Source organism: Pseudomonas sp. BNK-44-b (assembly GCF_047456245.1).
Classification (GTDB): domain Bacteria; phylum Pseudomonadota; class Gammaproteobacteria; order Pseudomonadales; family Pseudomonadaceae; genus Aquipseudomonas; species Aquipseudomonas machongensis.
Window position 1 is genome coordinate 4,966,141 of the sequence record NZ_CP179908.1, and the last position, 22,449, is coordinate 4,988,589.

The following is a 22,449-nucleotide window of genomic DNA, read 5'->3' on the forward strand; positions in this document are numbered from 1 at the left end:
GAATCAACGACTCACAGCAATCGCCCGGTCACTCATGATACGCGGAGTCAGGAAGACCAGCAGCTCAGATTTTTTCTCTTGTAATACATCGCGTCGAAACAGCCGTCCAACATACGGTAGATCGCCAAGAAATGGCACCTTGTCCACTACATTGTTATGCGACGTCGAGTACACGCCACCAATCACAATCGTCTCGCCATCGGCCACGCGCACCTTGGCATTGACCTCGTTCTTGCGGATCGGTGGCACGTCGTTGAGGGCATTGACGTAGTCCGGCTCGTCCTTGGTCACCCGCACCGCCATGATGACCTTGCCATCCGGGGTGATCTGCGGCGTGACCTCCAGTGACAGCGATGCCTCGCGGAAAGCCACCGAGGTGGCGCCGCTCTTGCTCGACTGCTGGTAAGGCACTTCGGTGCCCTTGAGAATACGCGCGGTTTCCTTGTCGGCAGTGACCACCTTGGGCTGGGAGATGACCTCGCCATTGCCGCTTTTCTCCATGGCACTGAGCTCCAGATCAAGCAGCACATCGCCGCGCACCACCCCTACGCCCACGCCAGAGGTCGCCCCCTGCGCGCCAAGATCGACAAACAGCTCACTGCCTGACCGCGCTGGCATACCGCCCAGCTTTGCACCCCAGCGAATGCCGAGCACATTCTCGTAATCGACGTTGGCCTCGACGATCCGGGCCTCGATCATCACCTGGCGCACCGGCACATCCAGATCCGCAACCAGTTGCCGCAACTCTGCCAGGCGCGCGGCCGACTGGGTGGCGATCAGGGTGTTGGTCCGCGAATCCACGCTCAAACTGCCGCGCCCTGCCGCAGGTTCATCATCCGCGAGACTCTCCAACAATAGTTTCGCCAGGTCGGACGCATCGGCATGATGAATCGGCAGCAACTCCCGATGCAGCGGCTGCAACTGCGCCTCGAGCGCCTGGTCGATGCGCGCCTCGCGCGACTGCTCGGCGAGCTCTGCGGCGGGGGCGACCAACAGCACATTGCCCTCCTCACGCTTGGCCAGCCCGCGGCTGCGCAACACCAGCTCCAATGCCTGATCCCAGGGCACTTCGTGCAGCCGCAGGGTGATATTGCCCTGAACCGTGTCACTGGCCACCAGGTTGATGCCGGTATAATCGGCGAGCACCTGCAGCACTGCACGAACCTCGACGTCCTGGAAATTCAGCGAAAGCGGCTCACCTTTGTACAGGGGCTCCGCCATTGCCCGTAGCGTCAGCAGCATCACCACGACGCCGATCAGCAGTCTTTTCACGTTCGCTCCTTGCGCCTGCGGGCCGGCTCAACGTCAGGTAGCTCGAGCGCTCTTGCCACTCGCCACCGTTGAACAGCCGCTCCCTGATCTCGACCTGATCCTGGTCGACCTTTATGACTTCACCCTCTTCACGCCCCAGGCGCTCCCCCTTGGCAACCCGGTAAACACGCCCGGCCCAGCGCACCAGCGCCTGGGATTGTCCCGCGCGGGACAGGCTGCCCACCATCTCCAACTGCTCCAGCGGCACCCCCGCCAACCCCTCCGTATGCCGACGCGACGACCAGGCTGCAAATGGGTCCAGCGCGGGCGTCCGACCGAGGGGCCGAGCGGGCTCATCGGCCAGCGAAGCCGGCATTGGCAGCGCCTCGCCGGCATGAAATGCCTGCACCCACACATGAAGCTGCAGCAACCCCGGCCGTTCTGTTATAGGCTCCAACTGCAAACGGGTCACCCGCAGCAGGCGCAACTGGCCCAGCCACTCGTCCAGCCAGGGTCGCAGGGCGGCATAGCGCCCACTCACCTGCATCTGCAAGGGCACCTGGCGGTAACCCGGCCCCTCGACGTCCTCCTCCACGTCGAGGCGCTCGAAGACCAGGCCGTAGGTGCGCCCCGACACGGCCAACTGGTCGAGCAGATCGCTCATGCCCTCGCCGCCCGACAATCGCCAACGCGCATCCCGCAGCCGCTTCGCCTCGCTCGCCAGCGCCACCTCGGCGTCATCCAGAGCCAGAAGCTGTTGCTCCCGCGCCTGCAACAGCTTCCGCTGCTCGACATCGCTCGCCACGCCTTGACGGTAGGCTGCGCGCACCTCCTGGAGACGGAACTGATAGCCGCAGGCAAGCACCAGCGACACACCAATGACTACGACCGCGCCCCTGTACATACGCGAGCGCCCCGCCATCTCGTGCCAGCCGAGCATCTCAGCGATACGCATGTTCAGGAGGCCACCACCCGGGCCACGAGTGAGAACGCATCGCCACCGGCCCGCGCCAAGACGTGCTTGAGTTCAAGGTCCAGGAGTATCGGCGAGCGCTGCAGATCGCGCATGAACTGGGCCAGCACCGCAGGAGAAACCGCTAGACCATTGATCTGCAGACGGTCGCCCTGCACGTCCAGGCGGGTCAGTTGCATCCCATGCGGCATCGCCAGTTCGATCTCGATCAACAGCTGCGGTACGCCTTGCTGCGAGGAGCGCAGCGCGCCGAGCGCATCGACTTGCCTGCGCAGGCCCGTGTGCGCCTCACGCAACTGTTCCAGGCGCGCCACTTGCCCATCCAGCGACTGCAGCTGTTGCTGACGCTGCAATCCGGCAGCTGCTTGCTGCTTCAGGCGCAGGTGGGCGAACCGATCGACCAGCATGACCACGACAAACGCTGCGAACAGACTGCCCAGAAACACCAGCCTGAAGTTGCGCAGCTCCACCAGACGCTGGCGCTCACGCCATGGCAGCAGGTTCAGGCGCAGGTTCATTGCGTACCTCCCAGGGCGAGGCCGAGGGGCAGGACCATGGCGCCGCAGCGGTCTGGCAGCGAAGCCGCATGGACCCGCTGCGGACAAACCCGCTCACAGGGGAATCCGAAATGCCGCGCCAGCGACCGCACGCAAGCGTCCGTCGCCGCCCCGCCGCCGACCATCAACCCTGCGCTCAGCTCGAACGGAGGATCCCCCTCCAGCAAGCTCTCGAGATGCGCCAGAAACTCGGTCGAACCCACGCCAGGCTCGATCCTCTGCGCCTTTCGCCAAGGCAGGGGTCCATCGGGCCAGCCATGCAGGGTCAGGCTGTCGGCCTCGACCTGCAACAGCGGCCGACAGCTGTCGCTGGCCTGCAAACGACGCAGCGCCAGACTGTCCACCTCGACGGCAACCACCTCCAGGCCTGCCGCCTCGAACGGCTGCAACAGCGGCGCCAGGACGCTCTGGCGAGCGGCCCCGACCAGCACATCGAGCATGTGGGGGGCCTGCTGGGAAATGCCCAGCACCTGAAAGTCCAGGGCCAGATCGTCAATCGGGAAAGGGAAAAGGCGCTCGGCATCGGCAAGCAGATGCGCTTCTCGTTCAGGCTCCGCCAGTGCGGCGGGCAACTGCCCCACCTTGCAAATCACCTGCGAGCCCGGCACCGCCAACGCAACCCGTCGAGACCGGCTGCCACAACGGCGCCACGCCTGACGCAGGGCCATGGCCTGCACCTCGGTATCGCCACCACCCCGCAAAGCCCCCCGGATTGGCTCGACCACCCAGGCAGCCACCTCATGGCGCCCTCGTCGCCGCTGCAACTCAAGAATCCTCACCGAATCGGAGGCAATTTCCACCCCCAATACTGAACCGGCATCCCTGCCAAAGCGTCCAAGCATCGCTGCTCCTTTTCATGAACGTGGCAAACCCTTGCCATCCGGGGCGATTGCGCCCATTGCCCCGACCGACCGATGACCCGGCGGGGCGAAAATGCTTATAATGCCCAGCGTTTTTTCCCGTCCGCCGGGCCTGCGTGCACTCCACTTCTCAACCTGGACACCCAAAAGCCTTGATACGCCTGCTGAAGTTCTTCTGGTGGTCTTTCGTCGCCGTCATCTGCGCGCTCGTGCTCGGTCTGAGTGGTGCGTTTCTGTATCTTAGTCCCAGCCTGCCTTCGGTCGACTCGCTCAGAAGCATCCAGTTGCAGATCCCCCTGAGGGTGTACAGCAGCGACGGCAAACTGATTGCCGAGTTTGGCGAAATGCGCCGCTCGCCAATCCGCTTTGCGGAAATTCCCCCACAGTTCATCCAGGCGCTTCTGTCAGCCGAGGACGACAATTTCCTCAATCACTACGGGGTCGACCCGAGCAGCCTGATGCGCGCTGCGACCCAACTTGTGAAGTCTGGTCATATCCAGACCGGCGGCAGCACCATCACCATGCAGGTGGCGAAGAACTTCTTCCTCACCAGCGAGCGCAGCTTCTCGCGCAAGACCAACGAGATCCTCCTGGCGCTGCAGATCGAACGTGAGCTGACCAAGGACGAGATCCTCGAGCTGTACGTCAACAAGATCTACCTGGGCAACCGCGCCTACGGCATCGATGCCGCAGCGCAGGTGTACTACGGCAAGTCGATCCGTGATGTCAGCCTGGCGCAGATGGCGATGATCGCCGGCCTGCCCAAAGCCCCTTCGCGCTTCAATCCGCTGGCCAACCCGGTGCGTGCCAAGGAGCGCCGCGACTGGATCCTCGGCCGCATGTACAAGCTCGGCAAGATCGACGAGGCAAGCTACCAGGCCGCCCTCGCCGAGCCGCTGAACGCCAGCTATCACGTACCGACACCTGAGGTGAATGCACCGTTCGTCGCCGAAATGGCGCGCGCCGAGATGGTCGGCCGCTACGGCAGCGATGCCTACACCGAAGGTTTCCGGGTCACCACGACCGTGCCCAGCGACACGCAGGAAATCGCCAACAAGGCAGTTCTCAACGGCCTCTCCCAATACGACGAGCGCCATGGCTACCGTGGGCCCGAAGCGCGCTTCCCGGGCAAGACCCGCGCCGCCTGGCAGCAGGAACTGGGCAAGCAACGCACCCTCGGCGGCCTGGAACCGGCCATCGTCACCCAGGTGGACAAGACCGGCCTGAAAGTCATGACGCGCGGCGGCCAGGACGAAGACGTCGCCTGGGACACCATGAAGTGGGCCCGTCCATTCATCAACAGCAATGCCCAGGGGCGCGCGCCTCAGTCGCCGGCCGACGTCGCGCAGATCGGCGACCTGGTGCGCCTGCAACGCCTGGACGACGGCAAGCTCAAGTTCAGCCAGGTGCCGGGCGCCCAGAGCGCACTGGTCACGCTTGACCCGAACAGCGGTGCAATCCGCGCCCTGGTCGGTGGCTTCTCGTTCGAGCAGAGCAACTACAACCGCGCCATGCAGGCCAAGCGCCAGCCAGGCTCCAGCTTTAAGCCCTTCGTCTATAGCGCCGCACTGGACAACGGCTATACCGCCGCCAGCCTGGTCAACGACGCACCGATCGTGTTCGTCGACGAATACCTCGACAAGGTCTGGCGTCCGAAAAACGACACCAACACCTTCCTCGGTCCGATCCGCATGCGCGAGGCGCTGTACAAGTCGCGTAACCTGGTCTCGATCCGCCTGCTCCAGGCGATGGGGGTCGACCGCACCATCGACTACATTGCCAAGTTCGGCTTCAACAAGCAGGATCTACCGCGCAACCTGTCGCTGGCACTGGGTACCGCAACGCTCACCCCGATGGAAATCGCCACCGGCTGGAGCACCTTTGCCAACGGCGGGTACAAGATCAACCCCTACCTGATCGAGCGCGTCGAAAGCCGCAACGGCGAAACACTGTTCACCGCCAACCCGGCGCGCGTTCCCCAGGGCAATCAGGACCAGGCCGGAATCGCCGCGCCCGAAGAGCCGATCACCACGCTCCCGCAGCCGGGCACCGCACCTTCGGCACTGGGCCAGATCGCCCCGCCGCCGCAGACGCCGGCCATTGCCGAGCGCATCGTCGATGGCCGTACCACCTACATCCTGACCAGCATGCTGCAGGATGTGATCAAGCGTGGCACTGGCCGTCGCGCCCTGGCCCTGGGCCGCAGCGACATCGCGGGCAAGACCGGTACCACCAACGAATCCAAGGATGCCTGGTTCTCCGGCTACAACGCCGACTACGTGACCACGGTCTGGGTCGGTTTCGACCAGCCTGAAACACTTGGTCGCCGAGAATATGGCGGCACCGTTGCACTGCCGATCTGGATGGACTTCATGGGCCCGGCACTCAAGGGCAAGCCTGAACACGCACCGGCAGAGCCGGAGGGCATCCTCAGCCTGCGCGTGGATCCGGTCAGCGGTCGCGCGGCGACGCCAAGCACGCCGAACGCCTACTTCGAGCTGTTCAAGGCCGAGGATTCACCACCATCGGTAGATGAGCTGGGCAACGGCTCAGCACCAGGCAGCCCGCTGCCGGCCGATGAGGCGGCGCCGATGGATCTGTTCTGAGTAGCGATCTGAATCTGTAGCAGCGGCCTTGTGTCGCTTCTACAGGTGGAGCGGTCATCTGTAGAACAGCGGCCAACAAAAAGCCCCGACTCTTGCGAGCCGGGGCTTTTTCATGTCGCTACAACAGGATCAGCCGTTGAACACGTCATCCACGCTCTTGAGCGGGTAGTGCTTCGGATACGGCAGGGTCGCCACACCGGATTCGATGGCGGCCTTGGCCACGGCATCGGAAACGACGGTGATCAGGCGAGCGTCCAGCGGCTTCGGAATGATGTACTCGCGGCCGAACTCCAGACCTTCAACGCCGTAGGCCTCGCACACTTCCTTCGGAACCGGCAGCTTGGCCAGGTCTTTCAGGGCGATAGCGGCGGCAATCTTCATCTCTTCGTTGATGCGCTTGGCGCGAACGTCCAGGGCACCACGGAAGATGAAGGGGAAGCCCAGAACGTTGTTGACCTGGTTCGGGTAGTCGGAACGACCGGTGGCCATGATCACATCGCTGCGGGTGGCGTGGGCCAGCTCTGGAGCGATTTCCGGATCCGGGTTCGAGCAGGCGAACACGATCGGGTTGGCAGCCATCGACTTCAGGCCTTCCGGGCTCAGCAGGTTCGGGCCGGAGAGACCAACGAACACGTCAGCGCCTTCCAGCGCGTCAGCCAGGGTGCGCTTGTCGGTGGCGTGAGCGAACTGCGCCTTGTACTGGTTCAGGTCGTCGCGGCCAGCGTGGATGACACCGCTGCGGTCGATCATATAGATGTTCTCGACCTTGGCGCCCATGCTGACCAACAGCTTCATGCAGGAGATGGCGGCAGCGCCAGCACCCAGGCAGACGATCTTGGCGTCTTCGAGCTTCTTGCCTGCGATTTCCAGGGCGTTGATCATGCCGGCGGCAGTCACGATGGCGGTGCCGTGCTGGTCATCGTGGAAGACCGGAATGTCGCACTGTTCGATCAGGGTACGCTCGATCTCGAAGCACTCAGGTGCCTTGATGTCTTCGAGGTTGATGCCACCGAAGGTGATGGAAATGCGGCGAACGGTGTCGATGAAGGCCTGTGGGCTTTCCGACTCGACTTCGATGTCGAACACGTCGATACCGGCGAAACGCTTGAACAGAACACCCTTGCCTTCCATGACTGGCTTGGAGGCCAGCGGGCCGAGGTCACCCAGGCCGAGGATGGCGGTACCGTCGGAGATCACAGCGACCAGGTTACCCTTGCCGGTGTATTTGTAGGCCAGCTCTGGATCACGGCCAATTTCGCGTACCGGCTCGGCGACGCCTGGGCTGTAGGCCAGGGCAAGGTCACGGGCGGTGGCGGTTGGCTTGGAGAGTTCGACGCTCAGTTTCCCCGGGCGAGGTTGAGCGTGATATTCGAGAGCGGCGGTTTTCAAGTCTGACATGGTGGGCATTCCGCTTGTTTACTGTTCTGACGGACCGCCGAGGATACGCAAAGAGCCGGGAGGCGACAAGACTGCCCGGTCACATGTGTCAAGGCCCTTGGCCTACGACTTTACGCTACAACCCGCGGGGCTTACGGCCTTGAGTGTGTACAATCCAAACCAATAATGTCTACAACTATTTTTTCACCGAAACCTGCTCCAACATGCTCGGATCGCTCAGCGGCAACAGCCAGCGTCGCTGCCCAGGCTTGAGCCCGCCCTTGCGGGAACGGTCCAGCACCCAGCCGCGCGCCTCGACCTGACGCCCCTTGAGATTATCGAAGAAACCGTCGGGGAAGGCGCGTTGCAGACGAGCGGGAACCTGCAGCACCACAGCCTCGTCAAGCTCCAGCCAGACGCCTCCTCGATTGCGATCGATCGCGCTCACCCTGCCGCCGATCACAGCGAACCCGGATTGCCTCAGGCGCCCCGCTGCGATGACCGGCGACTGCCGCCAGAGCCCGAGCCTACCTGTGCGTGCGGCCTGCTCGGCCTGTTGCTGGCAGCCGACCAGACGCACGTTGGGTGCCACCGCGACGCGATAGGCCAAGCCTTCACTGAGCAACTGCGCCTCAAGATTGTCGCCATTACGGCCATAGATGTGCGCCAAGGTGCGCCCATACTTATCCCTGGGCTCCACACCCGGCACCAGCCCCACCCGGCCATCACTGGCCTGCACCAGTGCCTCCAGCCGTCGCCTGGCCGCTTCGGCATAGGGTTCGCTGGTGCGACCTTTGCGCCCGATCTCAGGTGCATTGATGCCAATCAGCCGCACGCTGCGGCCATCCCCCAGACGCACGGTATCGCCATCGACGACCTGACGCACCGTCACTGGCTGCACGGCCTCGGGCACCGGGCAGAAGGCCTGCGCGGGAACATGCCAGATTGCGCCCACAAAAAAGGCGCCCACAAGGGGCGCCTTCTTTTGCAGCAATGCGAAACCCGAAGGGCTCGCCGTGCGCATGATTACTTCTTGGTACCGAACATACCGAAGCGATCGGCGAACTTCTGTACGCGACCACCGGTGTCCAGGACTTTCTGCTTACCGGTGTAGAACGGGTGGCAGAGGTTGCAAACGTCGATCGCCAGGGTGTTGCCCAGGGTCGAACGGGTTTCGAATTTGTTGCCGCAGCTGCAGGTGACAGCAACTGCTTCGTAGTTCGGATGAATATCGGCTTTCATGGTCACTTCCTCGAGCTGCGTGCCGCCACCCAACACCAATTGTTGAATACCGCACGTAATTAGGCGGCGAATAATACCAGACCGTCAGGCCAGCGCAAGTTGTCGCTTGCACCGGCCGTCGTCTGCTAGGCTCGTGCGATTCCCGACCAGCTACGAAGACCTGCCGCGTGTCCGACGTCATCCTGCGCCTTGCCCTGCCCTCGCCCCTGCGTCGCTTGTTCGACTACCGGGCCCCGGCCGCCATGGCACGCCAGCAACTGACACCCGGCATGCGCATCCGCGTACCGTTCGGCCGTCGCGAGATGATCGGCGTGCTGGTGGAGGTCTGCGAGCAGAGCGAAGTCCCCGCCGACAAGCTCAAGCCAGCGAGCATGCTGCTCGACCCGGTCTCGCCGCTGCCTCCGGCACTGTTCAAGCTGTGCCTGTGGACCGCCCACTACTATCAGCACAGCCTGGGCGACACCCTGAGCTGGGCATTGCCGGTGTTGCTGCGTCAGGGCGAAGCAGCCGAAGTGCGCCAGGAGCGTTTCTGGCATGCGACCCCCGGAGCGCGCCTGGACGACCCACGTATCGCCCGGGCACCGCGCCAGAAAGAGGCCTTGCAGACCCTCGCCCAGCACCCTCATGGCGTAGCCCACAGCGTGCTGGCCAAACTCGGGCTGAACAAAGATAGCCTCGACCTGCTGCTGGCCAAGGAACTGGTGCAGGTCGAGGTGCGCCGGCACCTGCCGGCGCCACGCCATGACCGCTGGCTGGCCCAGCCGGAACTGCCGCTCAACGAGGAGCAGAGCGCTGCCTTCCAGGCCGTGCGCGCAGGCTTCGGCAGCTTCCACGCCTTCCTGCTGGCCGGTGTCACCGGCAGCGGCAAGACCGAGGTCTACCTGCAGCTGATTCGCGAAACCCTGGAGGCCGGCAAGCAGGCACTGATCCTGATCCCCGAGATCAACCTCGGCCCGCAGACCCTGGCGCGCTTCGAGCAGCGCTTCAATGCCCGCATCGCCCTGCTGCACTCGGCCGTCAACGACCGCGAGCGCCTGGATGCCTGGCTCGCTGCCCGCGATGGCGAGGCCGACATCATCATCGGCACACGTTCGGCACTGTTCACGCCCATGAAGAACCCGGGCCTGATCATCATCGACGAAGAGCACGACGGCTCCTACAAACAACAGGAAGGGCTGCGCTATCACGCCCGCGACCTGGCCGTGGTCCGCGCGCACCAGGAGAACATCCCGATCCTGCTGGGCTCGGCGACACCTTCGCTGGAAAGCCTGCACAACGCCCACAGTGGGCGCTACGGCCTGCTGCGCATGAACCAGCGCGCCGGCGGCGCCCGCCCGCCACGCTTCATGCGCCTGGATGTGCGCAGCCTGCCGCTGGACAGCGGCATCAGTGGCCCACTGCAGCAGGCGATCGGCCAGACCCTGGCAGCCGGTCAGCAAGTGCTGGTGTTCCTCAACCGCCGCGGCTTCGCCCCGACGCTGCTGTGTCACGACTGCGGCTGGCTGTCGGAGTGTCCACGCTGCGATGCACGCATGACCGTGCATCAGCGCTCAGGCGTGTTGCGCTGTCACCACTGTGGTTACGACGAACGCCTGCCGCTGCAATGCCCGCAATGCGCCCACGTCGACCTGCGCCCGGTCGGCGCCGGAACCGAGCGCGCCGAAGAGCGCCTGAAGACCCTGTTCCCCGATTACCCCGTCCTGCGCGTGGACCGCGACAGCACGTCGCGCAAGGACGCCATGCACCACCTGTTCACCACCATCCAGCGCGGCCAGCCGAGCATTCTGGTCGGCACCCAGATGCTGGCCAAGGGGCATCACTTCCCGCGGGTAACCCTGGTGGCCATCCTCGATGCCGATGGCGGACTGTTCTCGGGTGATTTCCGCGCCAGCGAGCGAATGGCGCAGCTGATCGTCCAGGTCGCAGGCCGCGCCGGGCGGGCCGAGGAGCCTGGAAAGGTGATCGTGCAGACCCACCTGGCCGAGCATCCACTGCTGGTGCAACTGACCGAGCAAGGCTATTTCGCCTTCGCCGAGCAAGCCCTGAGCGAGCGGCGCGCCGCCGGCCTGCCGCCCTTCTCGCACCTGGCCCTGCTGCGCGCCGAAGCGCACAAGCCAGGGCAGGCGGAAGCCTTTCTCGACGAGGCCTGCGCCGCCGCCGAGGGTGTGCTGGCAGAGCAGGGCTTGAGCGGCATCGAGCTGCTCGGCCCGGTACCAGCCCCCATGGAGCGCCGTGCCGGCCGCTTCCGCGCGCAGCTGTTGATCCAGGCCAATGCCCGGGCGCCGCTGCATCGACTGATCAGTAGCTGGTTGCTAGTGTTGGAACAGATGCCGTCGGGACGGCAGGTGCGCTGGTCGCTGGATGTGGACCCGGTCGATCTCTACTGAATCCATGAAAGCCAGCGCAATCCTGCGCGAGCCGTAAAGGTTGGCAATCAAGCCCCGGCCACGGATAATGTTCCGTTTTTCCACCTGCGCATCGAAGCGCTGCACCGCGCTTGCGGTCGAAAAGAGAACCCGATGAAAGACACCATTCGCCAGCTGATCCAGCAAGCCCTCACCCAACTCGTCAACGAAGGTGTGTTGCCTGAAGGCCTGACGCCGGCGATCCAGGTGGAAAACGCCCGCGACAAGACCCACGGCGACTTCGCCAGCAACATCGCCATGATGCTGGCCAAGCCTGCAGGCATGAAGCCGCGCGACCTGGCCGACAAGCTGATCGCCGCCCTGCCTGCCAGCGCCGACATCAGCAAGGTCGAGATCGCCGGCCCCGGCTTCCTCAACTTCTTCCAGAACACCGACGCCCTGGCCAACCGCCTGGAGGCGGCACTTGCAGATGCCCACCTGGGCGTGCGCAAGGCCGGCGCAGCGGAAAAAGTGGTCATCGACATGTCGGCGCCAAACCTGGCCAAGGAGATGCACGTCGGCCACCTGCGGTCGACCATCATCGGCGACAGCGTCGCGCGCGTGCTGGAATTCCTCGGCGACGAGGTGATCCGCCAGAACCACGTGGGCGACTGGGGCACCCAGTTCGGTATGCTGCTGGCCTACCTGGAAGAAAACCCCATCACCAGCGACGAGCTGTCGGACCTGGAAAACTTCTACCGCGCGGCGAAGAAGCGCTTCGACGAATCGGAAGACTTCGCCAACCGCGCTCGTGGCCTGGTGGTCAAGCTGCAAGCCGGCGACCCCGAGTGCATGGCGCTGTGGACGCGCTTCAAGGATATCTCGCTGTCGCACTGCCAGAAGACCTACGAACTGCTCAACGTCAAGCTGACCATGGCCGACGTGATGGGCGAAAGCGCCTACAACGCCGACCTCGCCAACGTGGTCGCCGACCTCAAGGCCAAGGGTCTGCTGGTCGAAAGCCAGGGCGCGCAGTGCGTGTTCCTGGAAGAGTTCAAGAACACCGAAGGCGAGCCGCTGCCGGTGATCGTGCAAAAGGCCGACGGCGGCTACCTGTACGCCACCACCGACCTGGCTGCGGTGCGCTACCGCAGCAATGTGCTCAAGGCCGATCGCGCCTTGTACTTCGTCGACCAACGCCAGGCGCTGCACTTCAACCAGGTGTTCGAAGTGGCGCGTCGCGCCGGCTTCGTCGGGCACCCGATGAAAATGGAGCACATGGGCTTCGGCACCATGAACGGCGCCGATGGCCGTCCGTTCAAGACCCGCGACGGCGGCACCGTGAAGCTGATCGACCTGCTGAGCGAAGCCAAGGAGCGCGCCTATGCGCTGGTCAAGGAAAAGAACCCGAGCCTGGCCGAGGACGAGCTGCGCCACATCGGTGAAGTGGTCGGGATCGGCGCGGTGAAGTACGCCGACCTGTCCAAGCACCGTACCAGCGACTACAGCTTCAACTTCGAACTGATGCTCAACTTCGAAGGCAACACCGCGCCCTACCTGCTCTACGCCTACACCCGCGTGGCCAGTGTGTTCCGCAAGCTGGGCAAGGGCTTCGACGAGGTAGAGGGCGACATCGTGCTGCAGGCTGCCCACGAGCAGGACCTGGCGGCTCGCCTGGCACAGTTCGGCGAAACGCTGAACAACGTCGCCGAAAAAGGCACCCCACACGTGCTGTGCAGCTACCTCTACGACCTGGCCGGCCTGTTCTCCAGCTTCTACGAGAACTGCCCGATCCTCACCGCCGAAACCGTCGAACAGCAGCAGAGCCGCCTGCGTCTCGCCGCGCTGACCGGCCGTACTCTCAAGCAGGGCCTGGAGCTGCTCGGCCTGGAAACCCTGGAGCGCATGTAAGTTGGCTGCCAAGAAAAAACCCGCGCCCAAGCGCGGCGCCAGCCGTCACCAGCCACCCGCCAAACAGCCGATCCCGGGCTGGGTGTGGCTGGCGGTCGGCCTGACCGTAGGTGCATTCATCGTCTTCCTGATGAAGCTCGAGCCCGGCGGCGATGACATCAAGCGTGCCAAGCCTGAACAGCAGAAGCCCGCCAAGGTCGCCGAGGCGGCCAAAGGCACCACGCCGACCACGCCGCAGCCGATCAAGCCCAAGTACGACTTCTACACCCTGCTGCCAGAGTCGGAAGTGATCGTGCCGCCTGAAGCGGTGCCGGAGAAGACGCCGCCCGTGCCGGCCCAGCCGGTCACGCCGGTCACTCCTGCCGAAGCCGCGAAAATCGACACGGCCCGCGCCCAGGCTGCGCTGTCGGGGCAGACGCCGCCACCGGCTCCCCCAGTGATCAAGCCTGCAGCGACCACGCAGTTCTTCCTCCAGGCCGGTTCGTTCCGCAAGGAAGCCGATGCCGACAAGGTACGTGCGCAGATCATCCTGCTCGGCCAGGTGGTCAAGGTGGAATCGGGTACGGTGAAGGAAGAAACCTGGTACCGCGTACTGGTCGGTCCGTTCAGCAACCGTGAACAACTGACCGTGGCACAGAAGCAGCTGGCCGGAGCAGGTTTCAGCAACCTGCTGCTGCAGCAGCGACAGACCCGCCAGTAACGAAAAAGGCCTTGCCGCACTGCGACAAGGCCTTTTTTCTGACGGAGTCAGCGCTGCCTGCCATTGACCTCGGACACCTGGGTGTTGAGGGTCCAGAAGTCATACAGCACGCCAATCAGGAACAGGCCGCCGGTAAACAGGTAGATCAGTGCGCTGATCCACTTGCCCTGGTAAAGCCTGTGAATGCCGAAAATACCCAGGAACGTCAGCAGCACCCACGCCACGCTGTAGTTCACCGGCCCTGGCTGGAACCGCAGGTCAGCCTCGCGGTCCATGGACGGGATCAGGAACAGGTCGATCAGCCAGCCGATACCCAGCAAGCCCAGCGTGCAGAACCAGATCGTCCCGGTGATCGGCTTGCCGTAGTAGAAACGGTGCGAGCCGGTGAAGCCGAAGATCCACAGCAGGTACCCGATGACCTTGCTGTGCGTGTCATGAAGCGGCGCACCCTGTTGATACGTATTCATTCAAAACCCTCGTGGGATAGCCGAAAATTTTCTAACGAAAAATGTGACTTTTTCGTTTTGCCCCGACGTATGGTACCCAGCCACACGACCAACGGATCAGATTTTGATCAAAAAGCTGTTATAAAGTTGCGCGCCAACATCTATAAACATCCATAAAGAGCTTCAACTATGCCGCCTTTCTTCAAGACATGGCTGACCCTCTGCCTATTGTTACCCCTGGCCGCCCACGCCACCAACCGTGAGCAACGACTCCCCAACGGATTCACTGGCTACACCTCCAACGCCGATGTTTCCGTGAAACGCACCCCCGCCAAGCAGGTCAGCCTGCGTGCGCGTCCGGCAAATGCCGCGAAGAACCACGCGCTGAAAGTGGCGGCGATGTCGCCCAAGCAGAGCAGCGAAGTACTCAGCCGTGCCGTCAACGTGCTCGGCACGCCTTACCGCTGGGGCGGTAGCACGCCTGGCAAGGGCTTCGACTGCAGCGGCCTGGTCAAGTACGCCTTCAACGATGTCGCCGACGTCGATCTGCCACGCACCTCGAACGCCATGGCCCAAGGGCATGGCGTGAAAGTGGCGCGGGATGACCTCAAGCCCGGCGACCTGATCTTCTTCAACATCAAGAGCCGTCGGGTCAATCACGTTGCCATCTACCTGGGCAACGACCGCTTCATCCACGCGCCGCGCACCGGCAAGCGGGTGAGCATCGACAGCCTCGAGAAGCCGTACTGGCAGAAGCATTATGTGGTTGCCAAGCGCGTGCTGCCCAAGGAGCAGGAGGCGCTGCGGCTGGCCAAGCGTTGATGTAGGTTTCTCTCGCTGGCCTCTTCGCGGGCAAACCCACGAAGAGGTCAGCGGTTTCACCCTGCCCCGTCGATCACTCCGCGCTTCATCAAAGCCTGCATCGCCCCTTCCATCGTCACCATCCCCTGCGCCGTGCCGGTCTGCATCACCGACTGCAACTGCGCCATCCGCCCTTCGCGAATCAGGTTGCGCACCGCTGGCGTCGCCACCAATACCTCCCGCGCCGCCACACGACCGCCGCCTACTCGACGCACCAGCACCTGCGCCACCACCAGACGCAACGACTCGGCCAACATGGCGCGCACCAGCGGCTTCTCTTCGGCGGCGAACACGTCCACCAGGCGATCGATGCTGCTCGCCGCTGTTCGCGTATGCACCGTAGCCAGCACCAGATGCCCGGTCTGCGCCGCTCGCAGCGCCAGACGAATGGTCTCCAGGTCACGCAATTCCCCGATCATGATCACATCCGGATCCTGGCGCAGGGCACTGCGCAACCCTTGGGCAAAATCGCGACTGTGGCGACCGATCTCGCGCTGAGTGATCAGGCAGCGCTCGGCGCGGTGCACGAATTCGACCGGATCTTCCAAGGTGAGGATGTGGTTTGAGCGCTCACGATCAAGCTGCGCGATCAACGCAGCCAGTGTGCTGGACTTGCCACTGCCGGTCGGACCACCCACCAGCACCAGGCCATCACGGCACTGGGCAATGACTCGATACACTTCCATGAGGTCGAGTTCTTCGACCGTTGGCACCTGTGCAGGTATCAGTCGCAGGCTTGCGGCCAACCCCCGATACTGCCGGTACAGGTTCAGACGAAAACGGCCAAGCCCAGGCAGATCAAGGGCCAGATCGATTTCCTCAGCCGCCGGCCACAGGCGCCGCTGATCAGCTTCGAGCCAGGGCGCCAAGCCTTTCTCGATCATTTCGCTTTGCAAGGCAGGCAAAGCCAGGCGCTGCAATTCGCCATCCAGGCGCCACAGCGGCGCCTCGCCCGCAGCCAGGTGCAGGTCCGAAGCCCCCGCTGCCACGGCCCGGGCCAACAGGTCGGTCACATCCATGAGACTCCCCAAAGGCCATCAAGCAGGTAGAATGCCGCACACCACTGAGCTGCCGGCATCGATCCATGTCCACCCTAGCAGACAACCTTCGCGCTATCAGCGAACGCATCGACAACGCGGCCCGAGCCGCTGGACGCGACACCGCCAGCGTACACCTGCTGGCCGTGAGCAAGACCAAGCCCGCCACCGCCATTCGCGAAATCCACGCCGCTGGCGTACGCGACGTCGGCGAGAACTACCTGCAGGAAGCCCTGGCCAAGCAAGATGAATTGCGTGACCTGCCCTTGATCTGGCACTTCATCGGCCCCATCCAGTCGAACAAGACCAAGGCCATTGCCGAACACTTCGACTGGGTACACAGCGTGGATCGCCTGAAAATCGCCCAACGCCTGAGCGAGCAGCGCCCCAGCGGCCTGCCAGCGCTGAACGTCTGCCTGCAGGTGAACGTCAGCGGCGAAGACAGCAAATCGGGCTGCACCCCGGCCGATCTGCCGGCACTGGCCCAGGCCGTGGCCGAACTGCCCAACCTGCGTCTGCGCGGGCTCATGGCGATTCCCGAGCCCAGCGACGACCGCGCTACCCAGGAGGCCGCCTTCGCCCGCCTGCGCCAGTTACAGGAAAACCTGGGCCTTGGCCTGGAGACGCTGTCCATGGGCATGAGCCACGACCTGGAAGCGGCCATCGCCCAGGGTGCGACCTGGGTCCGTATCGGCACCGCCCTGTTCGGCGCCCGCGACTACGGCCAGCCCTGATTCCATGCTTTACTCACTCTCTCCTTCAAGGACCTGACATGAGCAAGACTCGTATTGCCTTCATCGGCGCCGGCAACATGGCCGCCAGCCTGATCGGCGGCCTGCGCGCCCAGGGCCTGGACGCCGCGCAGATCCGCGCCAGCGACCCGGGTGCCGAGACCCGCGCCCGGATCAAGGCCGAGCACGGCATCGAAACCTTCGAAAGCAACGCCCAGGCCATCGATGGCGTGGACGTGATCGTGCTGGCGGTCAAGCCACAGGTCATGAAAGTCGTGTGCGAGACCCTGAAACCAACCCTGGCGCCGGGCCAACTGGTGGTCTCCATCGCTGCCGGCATCACCTGCCAGAGCCTGCAGAGCTGGCTGGGCGAAATCCCGGTGGTGCGCTGCATGCCCAACACGCCATCGCTGCTGCGCCAAGGTGCCAGCGGCTTGTACGCCACCGCTCAGGTCTCCGGCGAACAACGCCAGCAGGCGGAGCAACTGCTGACTGCGGTCGGCACCGCCCTGTGGCTGGAACAGGAGCAGCAGCTGGACGCCGTGACCGCGGTCTCCGGCAGCGGCCCGGCGTATTTCTTCCTGCTGATCGAGGCCATGACCGCTGCCGGCGAGAAGCTCGGCCTGCCGCGTGAAACCGCCTCGCAACTGACCCTGCAGACTGCCCTGGGCGCCGCGCACATGGCGGTTGCCAGCGATGTCGATGCCGCCGAACTGCGCCGCCGCGTCACCTCGCCCGCCGGCACGACCGAAGCGGCGATCAAGTCGTTCCAGGCCAACGGTTTCGAGGCCATCGTCGAGCAGGCGCTGCAGGCTGCGGCCACGCGCTCCGCCGAGCTGGCCGAACAATTGGGCAAATAAGGAGCTGTCGATGAATGCACTGTCCGACGCCGCGATCTTCGTGGTGCAAACCCTGGTCAGCCTGTACCTGGTGATCGTCTTGCTGCGCTTCGTGCTGCAACTGGTCAAGGCCGACTTCTACAACCCGCTGAGCCAGTTCGCCGTGCGCGCCACCCAACCGCTGCTCAAGCCAATCCGCCGGGTCATTCCCAGCATCGCTGGCCTGGACACCTCTTCGCTGCTGCTGGCGATCGTGATCCAGGCGCTGCTGATGGCCTTCGTGCTGATGGTCACCTACGGCACCTTCGGCGACATCCTGCACCTGCTGATGTGGGCGATTCTCGGCATCACCTCGCTGTTCCTGAAGATTTTCTGGGTCGCGATGATCGTCATGGTGATCGTCTCGTGGGTCGCGCCGAACAGCCACAACCCCGCCGCCGAACTGGCCTACCAGATCAGCGAGCCAGTGCTGGCGCCGTTCCGCCGCCTGGTGCCCAACCTCGGCGGCATGGACATTTCGCCGATCTTCGCCTTCATCGCCATCCAGGTGATCCAGTCGTTCCTGATGCCACAACTGGCTGCCTATGCCGGCATGCCGGAACAGCTGTGGCGAATGATCTGAACCACCGCGTCATCCAGCGGCAGCCTTTGCTTGCCGCTGGGGGTAGCGCTCTTTAGACTTACGCTTCCGTCAAGCGTGAGCAGGGTCGATGTCCACTGTCTTTCCCGAAGATTCCGTCGGTCTGGTAACCCCCCAGATCGCCCGGTTCGATGAACCGCTGGCCCTGGCCTGTGGCCGCGCGCTGGCCTCGTACGAACTCATCTACGAAACCTATGGCCAGCTCAACGCCAGCGCCAGCAATGCCGTGCTGATCTGCCACGCACTGTCCGGTCACCACCACGCCGCCGGCTACCACGCTGCCACCGACCGCAAGCCGGGCTGGTGGGACAGCTGCATCGGCCCGGGCAAGCCGATCGACACCAACCGCTTCTTCGTGGTCAGCCTGAACAACCTCGGCGGCTGCAATGGCAGCACCGGCCCGAGCAGCCTCAACCCGGCTACCGGCAAGCCCTATGGCGCGGACTTCCCGGTCCTGACCGTGGAAGACTGGGTACACAGCCAGGCCCGCCTGGCCGATCGCCTCGGCATCCAGACCTGGGCCGCCATCGTCGGCGGTAGCCTGGGCGGCATGCAGGCGCTGCAGTGGACCATCACCTACCCCGATCGCGTGCGCCACTGCGTGGACATCGCCTCGGCGCCCAAGCTGTCGGCCCAGAACATCGCCTTCAACGAAGTGGCACGCCAGGCCATCCTCACCGACCCCGAGTTCCACGGCGGTTCGTTCCAGGACCAGGGCGTGATCCCCAAGCGCGGGCTGATGCTGGCGCGCATGGTCGGGCACATCACCTACCTGTCGGACGACTCGATGGGCGAGAAATTCGGCCGGGAGCTCAAGAGCGACAAGCTCAACTACGACTTCCACAGCGTCGAGTTCCAGGTCGAGAGCTACCTGCGCTACCAGGGCGAGGAGTTTTCGGGGCGCTTCGATGCCAACACCTACCTGCTGATGACCAAGGCGCTGGACTACTTCGACCCGGCTGCCGCCCACGATGGCGACCTGGCCGCCACGCTGGCGCATGTCACCGCGCATTACTGCATCATGTCGTTCACCACCGACTGGCGTTTCTCGCCAGCACGCTCGCGAGAGATCGTCGATGCCCTGATGGCTGCGCGCAAGAACGTCTGCTACCTGGACATCGACTCGCCCTACGGCCACGACGCCTTCCTCATCCCGACCCCGCGCTACATGCAGGGTTTCGCGAACTACATGAACCGCATCACCCTCTGAGGACCGCATGAGAGCCGACCTGGAAATCATCCACGACTGGATCCCCGCCGGCAGCCGGGTACTCGACCTGGGCTGCGGCAATGGCGAACTGCTGGCCTCGCTGCGTGATCGCAAGAACGTCACCGGCTATGGCCTGGAGATCGACGCCGACAACATCGCCGAGTGCGTAAACAAGGGCGTCAACGTCATCGAGCAAGACCTGGACAAGGGCCTGGGCAACTTTGCCAGCAACAGCTTCGACGTCGTGGTCATGACCCAGGCCCTGCAGGCCGTGGAATACCCCGACCGCATTCTCGACGAGATGCTGCGGGTAGGCCGCCAGTGCATCATCACCTTCCCCAATTTCGGCCACTGGCGCTGCCGTTGGTACCTGGCCACCAAAGGACGCATGCCGGTGTCGGACTTCATGCCCTACACCTGGTACAACACCCCGAACATCCACTTCTGCACCTTCGAAGACTTCGAGAACCTGTGCCACGAGCGCAATGCCAAGGTGCTCGATCGCCTGGCCGTCGACAACCGTCACCGCAACGGGTGGGGCGGTCGGCTTTGGCCTAATCTTCTGGGAGAGATCGGCATCTATCGGGTCAGCAGTCCTGGGCTGCAGGAGCACCAGGTCGCGGTCTGATCCACCTATCGGAGGAATGGCACCATGCGTCGTCTCGCTCTCTTGCTGATCAGCCTGTGCCTGGCCTGGCCAGTGCTGGCTGCCGACGCCGCCCGTCCCGAGCGCAAGCAGGACTTCGGCGACGTCACGGTGCACTACAGCGCCTTCACCTCGAGCATGCTGCAGCCGGACATCGCCGCAGCCACCGGCCTTGTCCGCAGCAAGAATCAGGGCGTGCTCAACATCGCTGTGCTCAAGGCCGGCAAGCCTGGCACGGCGGTGGTCAGCGGCACGGTCAAGGACCTCACCGGCCGCAGCAGCCCGCTGTCGTTCAGGCAGATCACCGACCAAGGTGCGGTGTACTACATCGCCCAGTTCAAGATCGCACAGGCTGAAACCCTGACCTTCGACCTCAATATCGAAACCGGCGGCCTCAGCCACACACTCAGCTTCAACCAGGAAGTGTTCCCAGGCGAATGATGAATTTCCAGCAACTCGTATTGGCCAGCCACAATGCCGGCAAACTGAAAGAGCTCCAGGCCATGCTTGGCGGCTCCGTGCAACTGCGCTCGATCGGCGAATTCAGCCAGGTCGAGCCGGAGGAGACCGGCCTGTCGTTCGTCGAGAACGCCATTCTCAAGGCCCGCAACGCCGCGCGCCTCTCCGGTCTGCCGGCACTGGCCGACGACTCGGGCCTGGCGGTGGACTTCCTGGGCGGCGCACCGGGCATCTACTCGGCTCGCTACGCCGACGGCAAGGGTGATGCGGCGAACAACGCCAAGCTGCTCGATGCCCTGAAGGACGTGCCCGAGGAGCAGCGCGGCGCGCAGTTCGTCTGCGTCCTGGCCCTGGTGCGCCATGCCGACGATCCTCTGCCGATCCTCTGCGAAGGCCTGTGGCACGGTCGCATCCTGTTCGAGGCCAGCGGCGACCATGGCTTCGGCTACGACCCACTGTTCTGGGTACCGGAGCGCAACTGCTCCAGCGCCGACCTCGCACCGCTCGAGAAGAACCAGCTCAGCCATCGCGCCCGCGCCATGGCCTTGCTGCGTCAGCGTCTGGGCCTGGCATGACCGAACAGCCGTCCCTTCAGCCGGCGGGCCTGATCCTTCCAGAGCGCCCGCCGCTGTCGCTGTACATCCACATCCCCTGGTGCGTGCGCAAGTGCCCTTATTGCGACTTCAACTCGCACCAGGCCGGCCCGACGCTGCCCGAAGACGACTACATCGACGCCCTGCTCGCCGACCTGGACCAGGAACTGCCTGCGGTGCAGGGCCGCCCGATCAGCACGATCTTCTTCGGCGGCGGCACGCCAAGCCTGTTCAGTGCCGCCTCGCTGGGGCGCCTGCTGCAAGGCATCGAGCAACGGATCCCGTTCGCCCCGGACATCGAGATCACCCTCGAAGCCAACCCCGGCACCTTCGAGCAGGACAAGTTCAAGGCCTACCGCCAGACCGGCATCAACCGCCTGTCCATCGGTGTGCAGAGCTTCCAGCCAGCCAAGCTGGAAAAGCTCGGGCGCATCCACAACGGCGATGAGGCCGTGCGCGCCGCAGACATGGCCCGCGCAGCAGGTTTCGACAACTTCAACCTGGACTTGATGCACGGCCTGCCGGACCAGTCGCTGGACGAGGCGCTGGGTGACCTGCGCCAGGCCATCGCACTCGCGCCTACGCACTTGTCGTGGTACCAGCTCACCCTGGAACCGAACACCGTATTCTGGAACCAGCCGCCCGAGCTGCCCGAGGACGACATCCTCTGGGACATCCAGGAAGCCGGCCAAGCGTTGATGGCCGAACATGGCTACCACCAGTACGAAGTTTCGGCCTACGCCCAGCCAGGACGCGCTGCACGGCATAATCTCAACTACTGGCGCTTTGGCGACTTCATCGGCATCGGCGCGGGGGCGCATGGCAAGCTGTCGTTCCCGGACGGGCGTATCCTGCGCACCTGGAAGACCCGCCTGCCCAAGGACTACCTCAACCCGGCGAAGCCCTTCAAAGCCGGCGAGAAGCTGCTGCCCGCCGATGAGCTGCCGTTCGAATTCCTGATGAATGCCCTGCGCCTGACCGATGGCGTGGAGGCCGAGCTGTTCACCCGACGCACCGGCCTGCCACTGGCACAATTGGCAGAAGCGCGCCGTGCAGCCGAACAAAAGGGCCTTCTGCAGGTCGAACCCGATCGACTGGCGGCGACACCGCGGGGCCAGTTGTTCCTCAACGACCTGCTGCAGTACTTCTTGAATTAAGGATGACC

22 protein-coding genes are annotated in these 22,449 nt (G+C 64.1%); 13 read left to right on the plus strand and 9 right to left on the minus strand.

All coding sequences use genetic code 11. The features are described 5' to 3' along the window. Window positions 1–3: 3 nt before the first annotated feature. The 4 genes from ACMGGG_RS22505 to pilM are packed head-to-tail and all read right to left on the minus strand — an operon-like array spanning window position 4 to window position 3,623. Complete coding sequence (locus ACMGGG_RS22505) at window positions 4–1,242, minus strand: type IV pilus secretin PilQ (RefSeq protein WP_414155836.1); 1,239 nt, start codon at window positions 1,240–1,242, stop codon at window positions 4–6. Then, entirely contained in the window at window positions 1,196–2,155 is a 960-nt protein-coding gene (locus tag ACMGGG_RS22510) for a pilus assembly protein PilP (protein ID WP_414154459.1), read from the minus strand. The genes ACMGGG_RS22505 and ACMGGG_RS22510 overlap by 47 nt, the downstream gene beginning before the upstream one ends. A gap of 53 nt (window positions 2,156–2,208) precedes the next feature. Next, window positions 2,209–2,742, minus strand: coding sequence for a PilN domain-containing protein (locus ACMGGG_RS22515; protein ID WP_054891187.1), 534 nt, complete (start codon window positions 2,740–2,742; stop codon window positions 2,209–2,211). Beyond that, complete coding sequence (gene pilM / locus ACMGGG_RS22520) at window positions 2,739–3,623, minus strand: type IV pilus biogenesis protein PilM (RefSeq protein WP_063541605.1); 885 nt, start codon at window positions 3,621–3,623, stop codon at window positions 2,739–2,741. The genes ACMGGG_RS22515 and pilM overlap by 4 nt, the downstream gene beginning before the upstream one ends. 173 nt (window positions 3,624–3,796) lie before the next feature. Here pilM and ACMGGG_RS22525 point away from each other — a divergent pair, with 173 nt between their 5' ends. Continuing rightward, complete coding sequence (locus tag ACMGGG_RS22525; protein ID WP_371264424.1) at window positions 3,797–6,247, plus strand: penicillin-binding protein 1A; 2,451 nt, start codon at window positions 3,797–3,799, stop codon at window positions 6,245–6,247. Window positions 6,248–6,376: 129 nt separating this feature from the next. On the opposite strand, the gene ACMGGG_RS22530 is transcribed toward ACMGGG_RS22525, so the two are convergent. From ACMGGG_RS22530 to rpmE, 3 genes are all read right to left on the minus strand, one after another. Next, window positions 6,377–7,645 carry a malic enzyme-like NAD(P)-binding protein gene (locus ACMGGG_RS22530; protein WP_054891184.1) on the minus strand — a complete coding sequence of 423 codons (1,269 nt, stop codon included), beginning with the start codon at window positions 7,643–7,645 and terminating at the stop codon, window positions 6,377–6,379. Window positions 7,646–7,820: 175 nt separating this feature from the next. Then, on the minus strand, window positions 7,821–8,648 hold the full coding sequence (locus tag ACMGGG_RS22535; protein WP_414154460.1) for a thermonuclease family protein: 828 nt from the start codon (window positions 8,646–8,648) through the stop codon (window positions 7,821–7,823). Between the two features lie 2 nt (window positions 8,649–8,650). Then, window positions 8,651–8,866, minus strand: coding sequence for a 50S ribosomal protein L31 (gene rpmE, locus ACMGGG_RS22540; protein WP_054891182.1), 216 nt, complete (start codon window positions 8,864–8,866; stop codon window positions 8,651–8,653). Window positions 8,867–9,033: 167 nt separating this feature from the next. Here rpmE and ACMGGG_RS22545 point away from each other — a divergent pair, with 167 nt between their 5' ends. From ACMGGG_RS22545 to ACMGGG_RS22555, 3 genes are all read left to right on the plus strand, one after another. Continuing rightward, window positions 9,034–11,253 (plus strand): primosomal protein N', encoded by a 2,220-nt coding sequence (locus ACMGGG_RS22545; RefSeq protein ID WP_112899420.1) that lies wholly within the window; start codon window positions 9,034–9,036, stop codon window positions 11,251–11,253. A gap of 132 nt (window positions 11,254–11,385) precedes the next feature. Continuing rightward, window positions 11,386–13,122: an arginine--tRNA ligase gene (gene argS / locus ACMGGG_RS22550; protein WP_414154461.1), complete on the plus strand. Its 1,737-nt coding sequence runs from the start codon at window positions 11,386–11,388 to the stop codon at window positions 13,120–13,122. A 1-nt stretch (window position 13,123) separates the two neighbouring features. Next, on the plus strand, window positions 13,124–13,822 hold the full coding sequence (locus tag ACMGGG_RS22555; RefSeq protein ID WP_063541613.1) for an SPOR domain-containing protein: 699 nt from the start codon (window positions 13,124–13,126) through the stop codon (window positions 13,820–13,822). A 47-nt stretch (window positions 13,823–13,869) separates the two neighbouring features. On the opposite strand, the gene ACMGGG_RS22560 is transcribed toward ACMGGG_RS22555, so the two are convergent. Beyond that, window positions 13,870–14,289, minus strand: a complete 420-nt coding sequence (locus ACMGGG_RS22560) for an NINE protein (protein WP_063541615.1) — start codon at window positions 14,287–14,289, stop codon at window positions 13,870–13,872. 168 nt (window positions 14,290–14,457) lie between these two features. Here ACMGGG_RS22560 and ACMGGG_RS22565 point away from each other — a divergent pair, with 168 nt between their 5' ends. Further along, the gene (locus tag ACMGGG_RS22565; RefSeq protein WP_054891178.1) at window positions 14,458–15,090 is read left to right on the plus strand and encodes a C40 family peptidase; all 633 of its coding nucleotides are present in this window, start codon (window positions 14,458–14,460) and stop codon (window positions 15,088–15,090) included. 56 nt (window positions 15,091–15,146) lie between these two features. Here the strand turns inward: ACMGGG_RS22565 and ACMGGG_RS22570 are convergent, their stop codons facing one another. Continuing rightward, the gene (locus ACMGGG_RS22570) at window positions 15,147–16,148 is read right to left on the minus strand and encodes a type IV pilus twitching motility protein PilT (protein WP_112899421.1); all 1,002 of its coding nucleotides are present in this window, start codon (window positions 16,146–16,148) and stop codon (window positions 15,147–15,149) included. A 65-nt stretch (window positions 16,149–16,213) separates the two neighbouring features. On the opposite strand from ACMGGG_RS22570, the gene ACMGGG_RS22575 reads away from it, so the two are divergent. The 8 genes from ACMGGG_RS22575 to hemW all read left to right on the plus strand — a co-directional run bounded on the left by ACMGGG_RS22575 (window position 16,214) and on the right by hemW (window position 22,441). Beyond that, window positions 16,214–16,900: a YggS family pyridoxal phosphate-dependent enzyme gene (locus tag ACMGGG_RS22575; protein WP_414154462.1), complete on the plus strand. Its 687-nt coding sequence runs from the start codon at window positions 16,214–16,216 to the stop codon at window positions 16,898–16,900. A 38-nt stretch (window positions 16,901–16,938) separates the two neighbouring features. Further along, window positions 16,939–17,757, plus strand: coding sequence for a pyrroline-5-carboxylate reductase (proC, locus tag ACMGGG_RS22580; RefSeq protein WP_414154463.1), 819 nt, complete (start codon window positions 16,939–16,941; stop codon window positions 17,755–17,757). Between the two features lie 10 nt (window positions 17,758–17,767). Then, window positions 17,768–18,358 (plus strand): YggT family protein, encoded by a 591-nt coding sequence (locus ACMGGG_RS22585; RefSeq protein WP_054891174.1) that lies wholly within the window; start codon window positions 17,768–17,770, stop codon window positions 18,356–18,358. Window positions 18,359–18,446: 88 nt separating this feature from the next. Further along, window positions 18,447–19,586 carry a homoserine O-succinyltransferase MetX gene (gene metX, locus ACMGGG_RS22590; RefSeq protein ID WP_054891173.1) on the plus strand — a complete coding sequence of 380 codons (1,140 nt, stop codon included), beginning with the start codon at window positions 18,447–18,449 and terminating at the stop codon, window positions 19,584–19,586. Between the two features lie 7 nt (window positions 19,587–19,593). Next, window positions 19,594–20,214, plus strand: a complete 621-nt coding sequence (metW, locus tag ACMGGG_RS22595) for a methionine biosynthesis protein MetW (RefSeq protein WP_063541621.1) — start codon at window positions 19,594–19,596, stop codon at window positions 20,212–20,214. A 24-nt stretch (window positions 20,215–20,238) separates the two neighbouring features. Further along, a complete protein-coding gene (locus tag ACMGGG_RS22600) occupies window positions 20,239–20,673 on the plus strand; it encodes a DUF4426 domain-containing protein (RefSeq protein WP_063541623.1) in 435 nt (144 codons plus the stop codon). Then, window positions 20,670–21,266 (plus strand): RdgB/HAM1 family non-canonical purine NTP pyrophosphatase, encoded by a 597-nt coding sequence (gene rdgB / locus ACMGGG_RS22605; RefSeq protein ID WP_054891170.1) that lies wholly within the window; start codon window positions 20,670–20,672, stop codon window positions 21,264–21,266. The genes ACMGGG_RS22600 and rdgB overlap by 4 nt, the downstream gene beginning before the upstream one ends. Beyond that, a complete protein-coding gene (gene hemW / locus ACMGGG_RS22610; protein WP_125931184.1) occupies window positions 21,263–22,441 on the plus strand; it encodes a radical SAM family heme chaperone HemW in 1,179 nt (392 codons plus the stop codon). Before rdgB ends, hemW begins: the two co-directional genes overlap by 4 nt. The last annotated feature ends 8 nt before the right edge of the window (window positions 22,442–22,449 follow it).

What these genes read in the sequence shown, in the direction of transcription:
- pilM (WP_063541605.1), bottom strand. Translation starts at nt 3,623, where the DNA reads ATGCTTGGACGCTTTGGCAGGGATGCCGGTTCAGTATTGGGGGTGGAA.
- argS (WP_414154461.1), top strand. Translation starts at nt 11,386, where the DNA reads ATGAAAGACACCATTCGCCAGCTGATCCAGCAAGCCCTCACCCAACTC.
- rdgB (WP_054891170.1), top strand. Translation starts at nt 20,670, where the DNA reads ATGATGAATTTCCAGCAACTCGTATTGGCCAGCCACAATGCCGGCAAA.
- metW (WP_063541621.1), top strand. Translation starts at nt 19,594, where the DNA reads ATGAGAGCCGACCTGGAAATCATCCACGACTGGATCCCCGCCGGCAGC.
- ACMGGG_RS22510 (WP_414154459.1), bottom strand. Translation starts at nt 2,155, where the DNA reads ATGTACAGGGGCGCGGTCGTAGTCATTGGTGTGTCGCTGGTGCTTGCC.
- rpmE (WP_054891182.1), bottom strand. Translation starts at nt 8,866, where the DNA reads ATGAAAGCCGATATTCATCCGAACTACGAAGCAGTTGCTGTCACCTGC.
- proC (WP_414154463.1), top strand. Translation starts at nt 16,939, where the DNA reads ATGAGCAAGACTCGTATTGCCTTCATCGGCGCCGGCAACATGGCCGCC.
- ACMGGG_RS22600 (WP_063541623.1), top strand. Translation starts at nt 20,239, where the DNA reads ATGCGTCGTCTCGCTCTCTTGCTGATCAGCCTGTGCCTGGCCTGGCCA.
- ACMGGG_RS22505 (WP_414155836.1), bottom strand. Translation starts at nt 1,242, where the DNA reads ATGCTGCTGACGCTACGGGCAATGGCGGAGCCCCTGTACAAAGGTGAG.
- ACMGGG_RS22535 (WP_414154460.1), bottom strand. Translation starts at nt 8,648, where the DNA reads ATGCGCACGGCGAGCCCTTCGGGTTTCGCATTGCTGCAAAAGAAGGCG.
- ACMGGG_RS22575 (WP_414154462.1), top strand. Translation starts at nt 16,214, where the DNA reads ATGTCCACCCTAGCAGACAACCTTCGCGCTATCAGCGAACGCATCGAC.
- hemW (WP_125931184.1), top strand. Translation starts at nt 21,263, where the DNA reads ATGACCGAACAGCCGTCCCTTCAGCCGGCGGGCCTGATCCTTCCAGAG.
- ACMGGG_RS22560 (WP_063541615.1), bottom strand. Translation starts at nt 14,289, where the DNA reads ATGAATACGTATCAACAGGGTGCGCCGCTTCATGACACGCACAGCAAG.
- ACMGGG_RS22515 (WP_054891187.1), bottom strand. Translation starts at nt 2,742, where the DNA reads ATGAACCTGCGCCTGAACCTGCTGCCATGGCGTGAGCGCCAGCGTCTG.
- ACMGGG_RS22570 (WP_112899421.1), bottom strand. Translation starts at nt 16,148, where the DNA reads ATGGATGTGACCGACCTGTTGGCCCGGGCCGTGGCAGCGGGGGCTTCG.
- ACMGGG_RS22585 (WP_054891174.1), top strand. Translation starts at nt 17,768, where the DNA reads ATGAATGCACTGTCCGACGCCGCGATCTTCGTGGTGCAAACCCTGGTC.
- ACMGGG_RS22530 (WP_054891184.1), bottom strand. Translation starts at nt 7,645, where the DNA reads ATGTCAGACTTGAAAACCGCCGCTCTCGAATATCACGCTCAACCTCGC.
- ACMGGG_RS22565 (WP_054891178.1), top strand. Translation starts at nt 14,458, where the DNA reads ATGCCGCCTTTCTTCAAGACATGGCTGACCCTCTGCCTATTGTTACCC.
- metX (WP_054891173.1), top strand. Translation starts at nt 18,447, where the DNA reads ATGTCCACTGTCTTTCCCGAAGATTCCGTCGGTCTGGTAACCCCCCAG.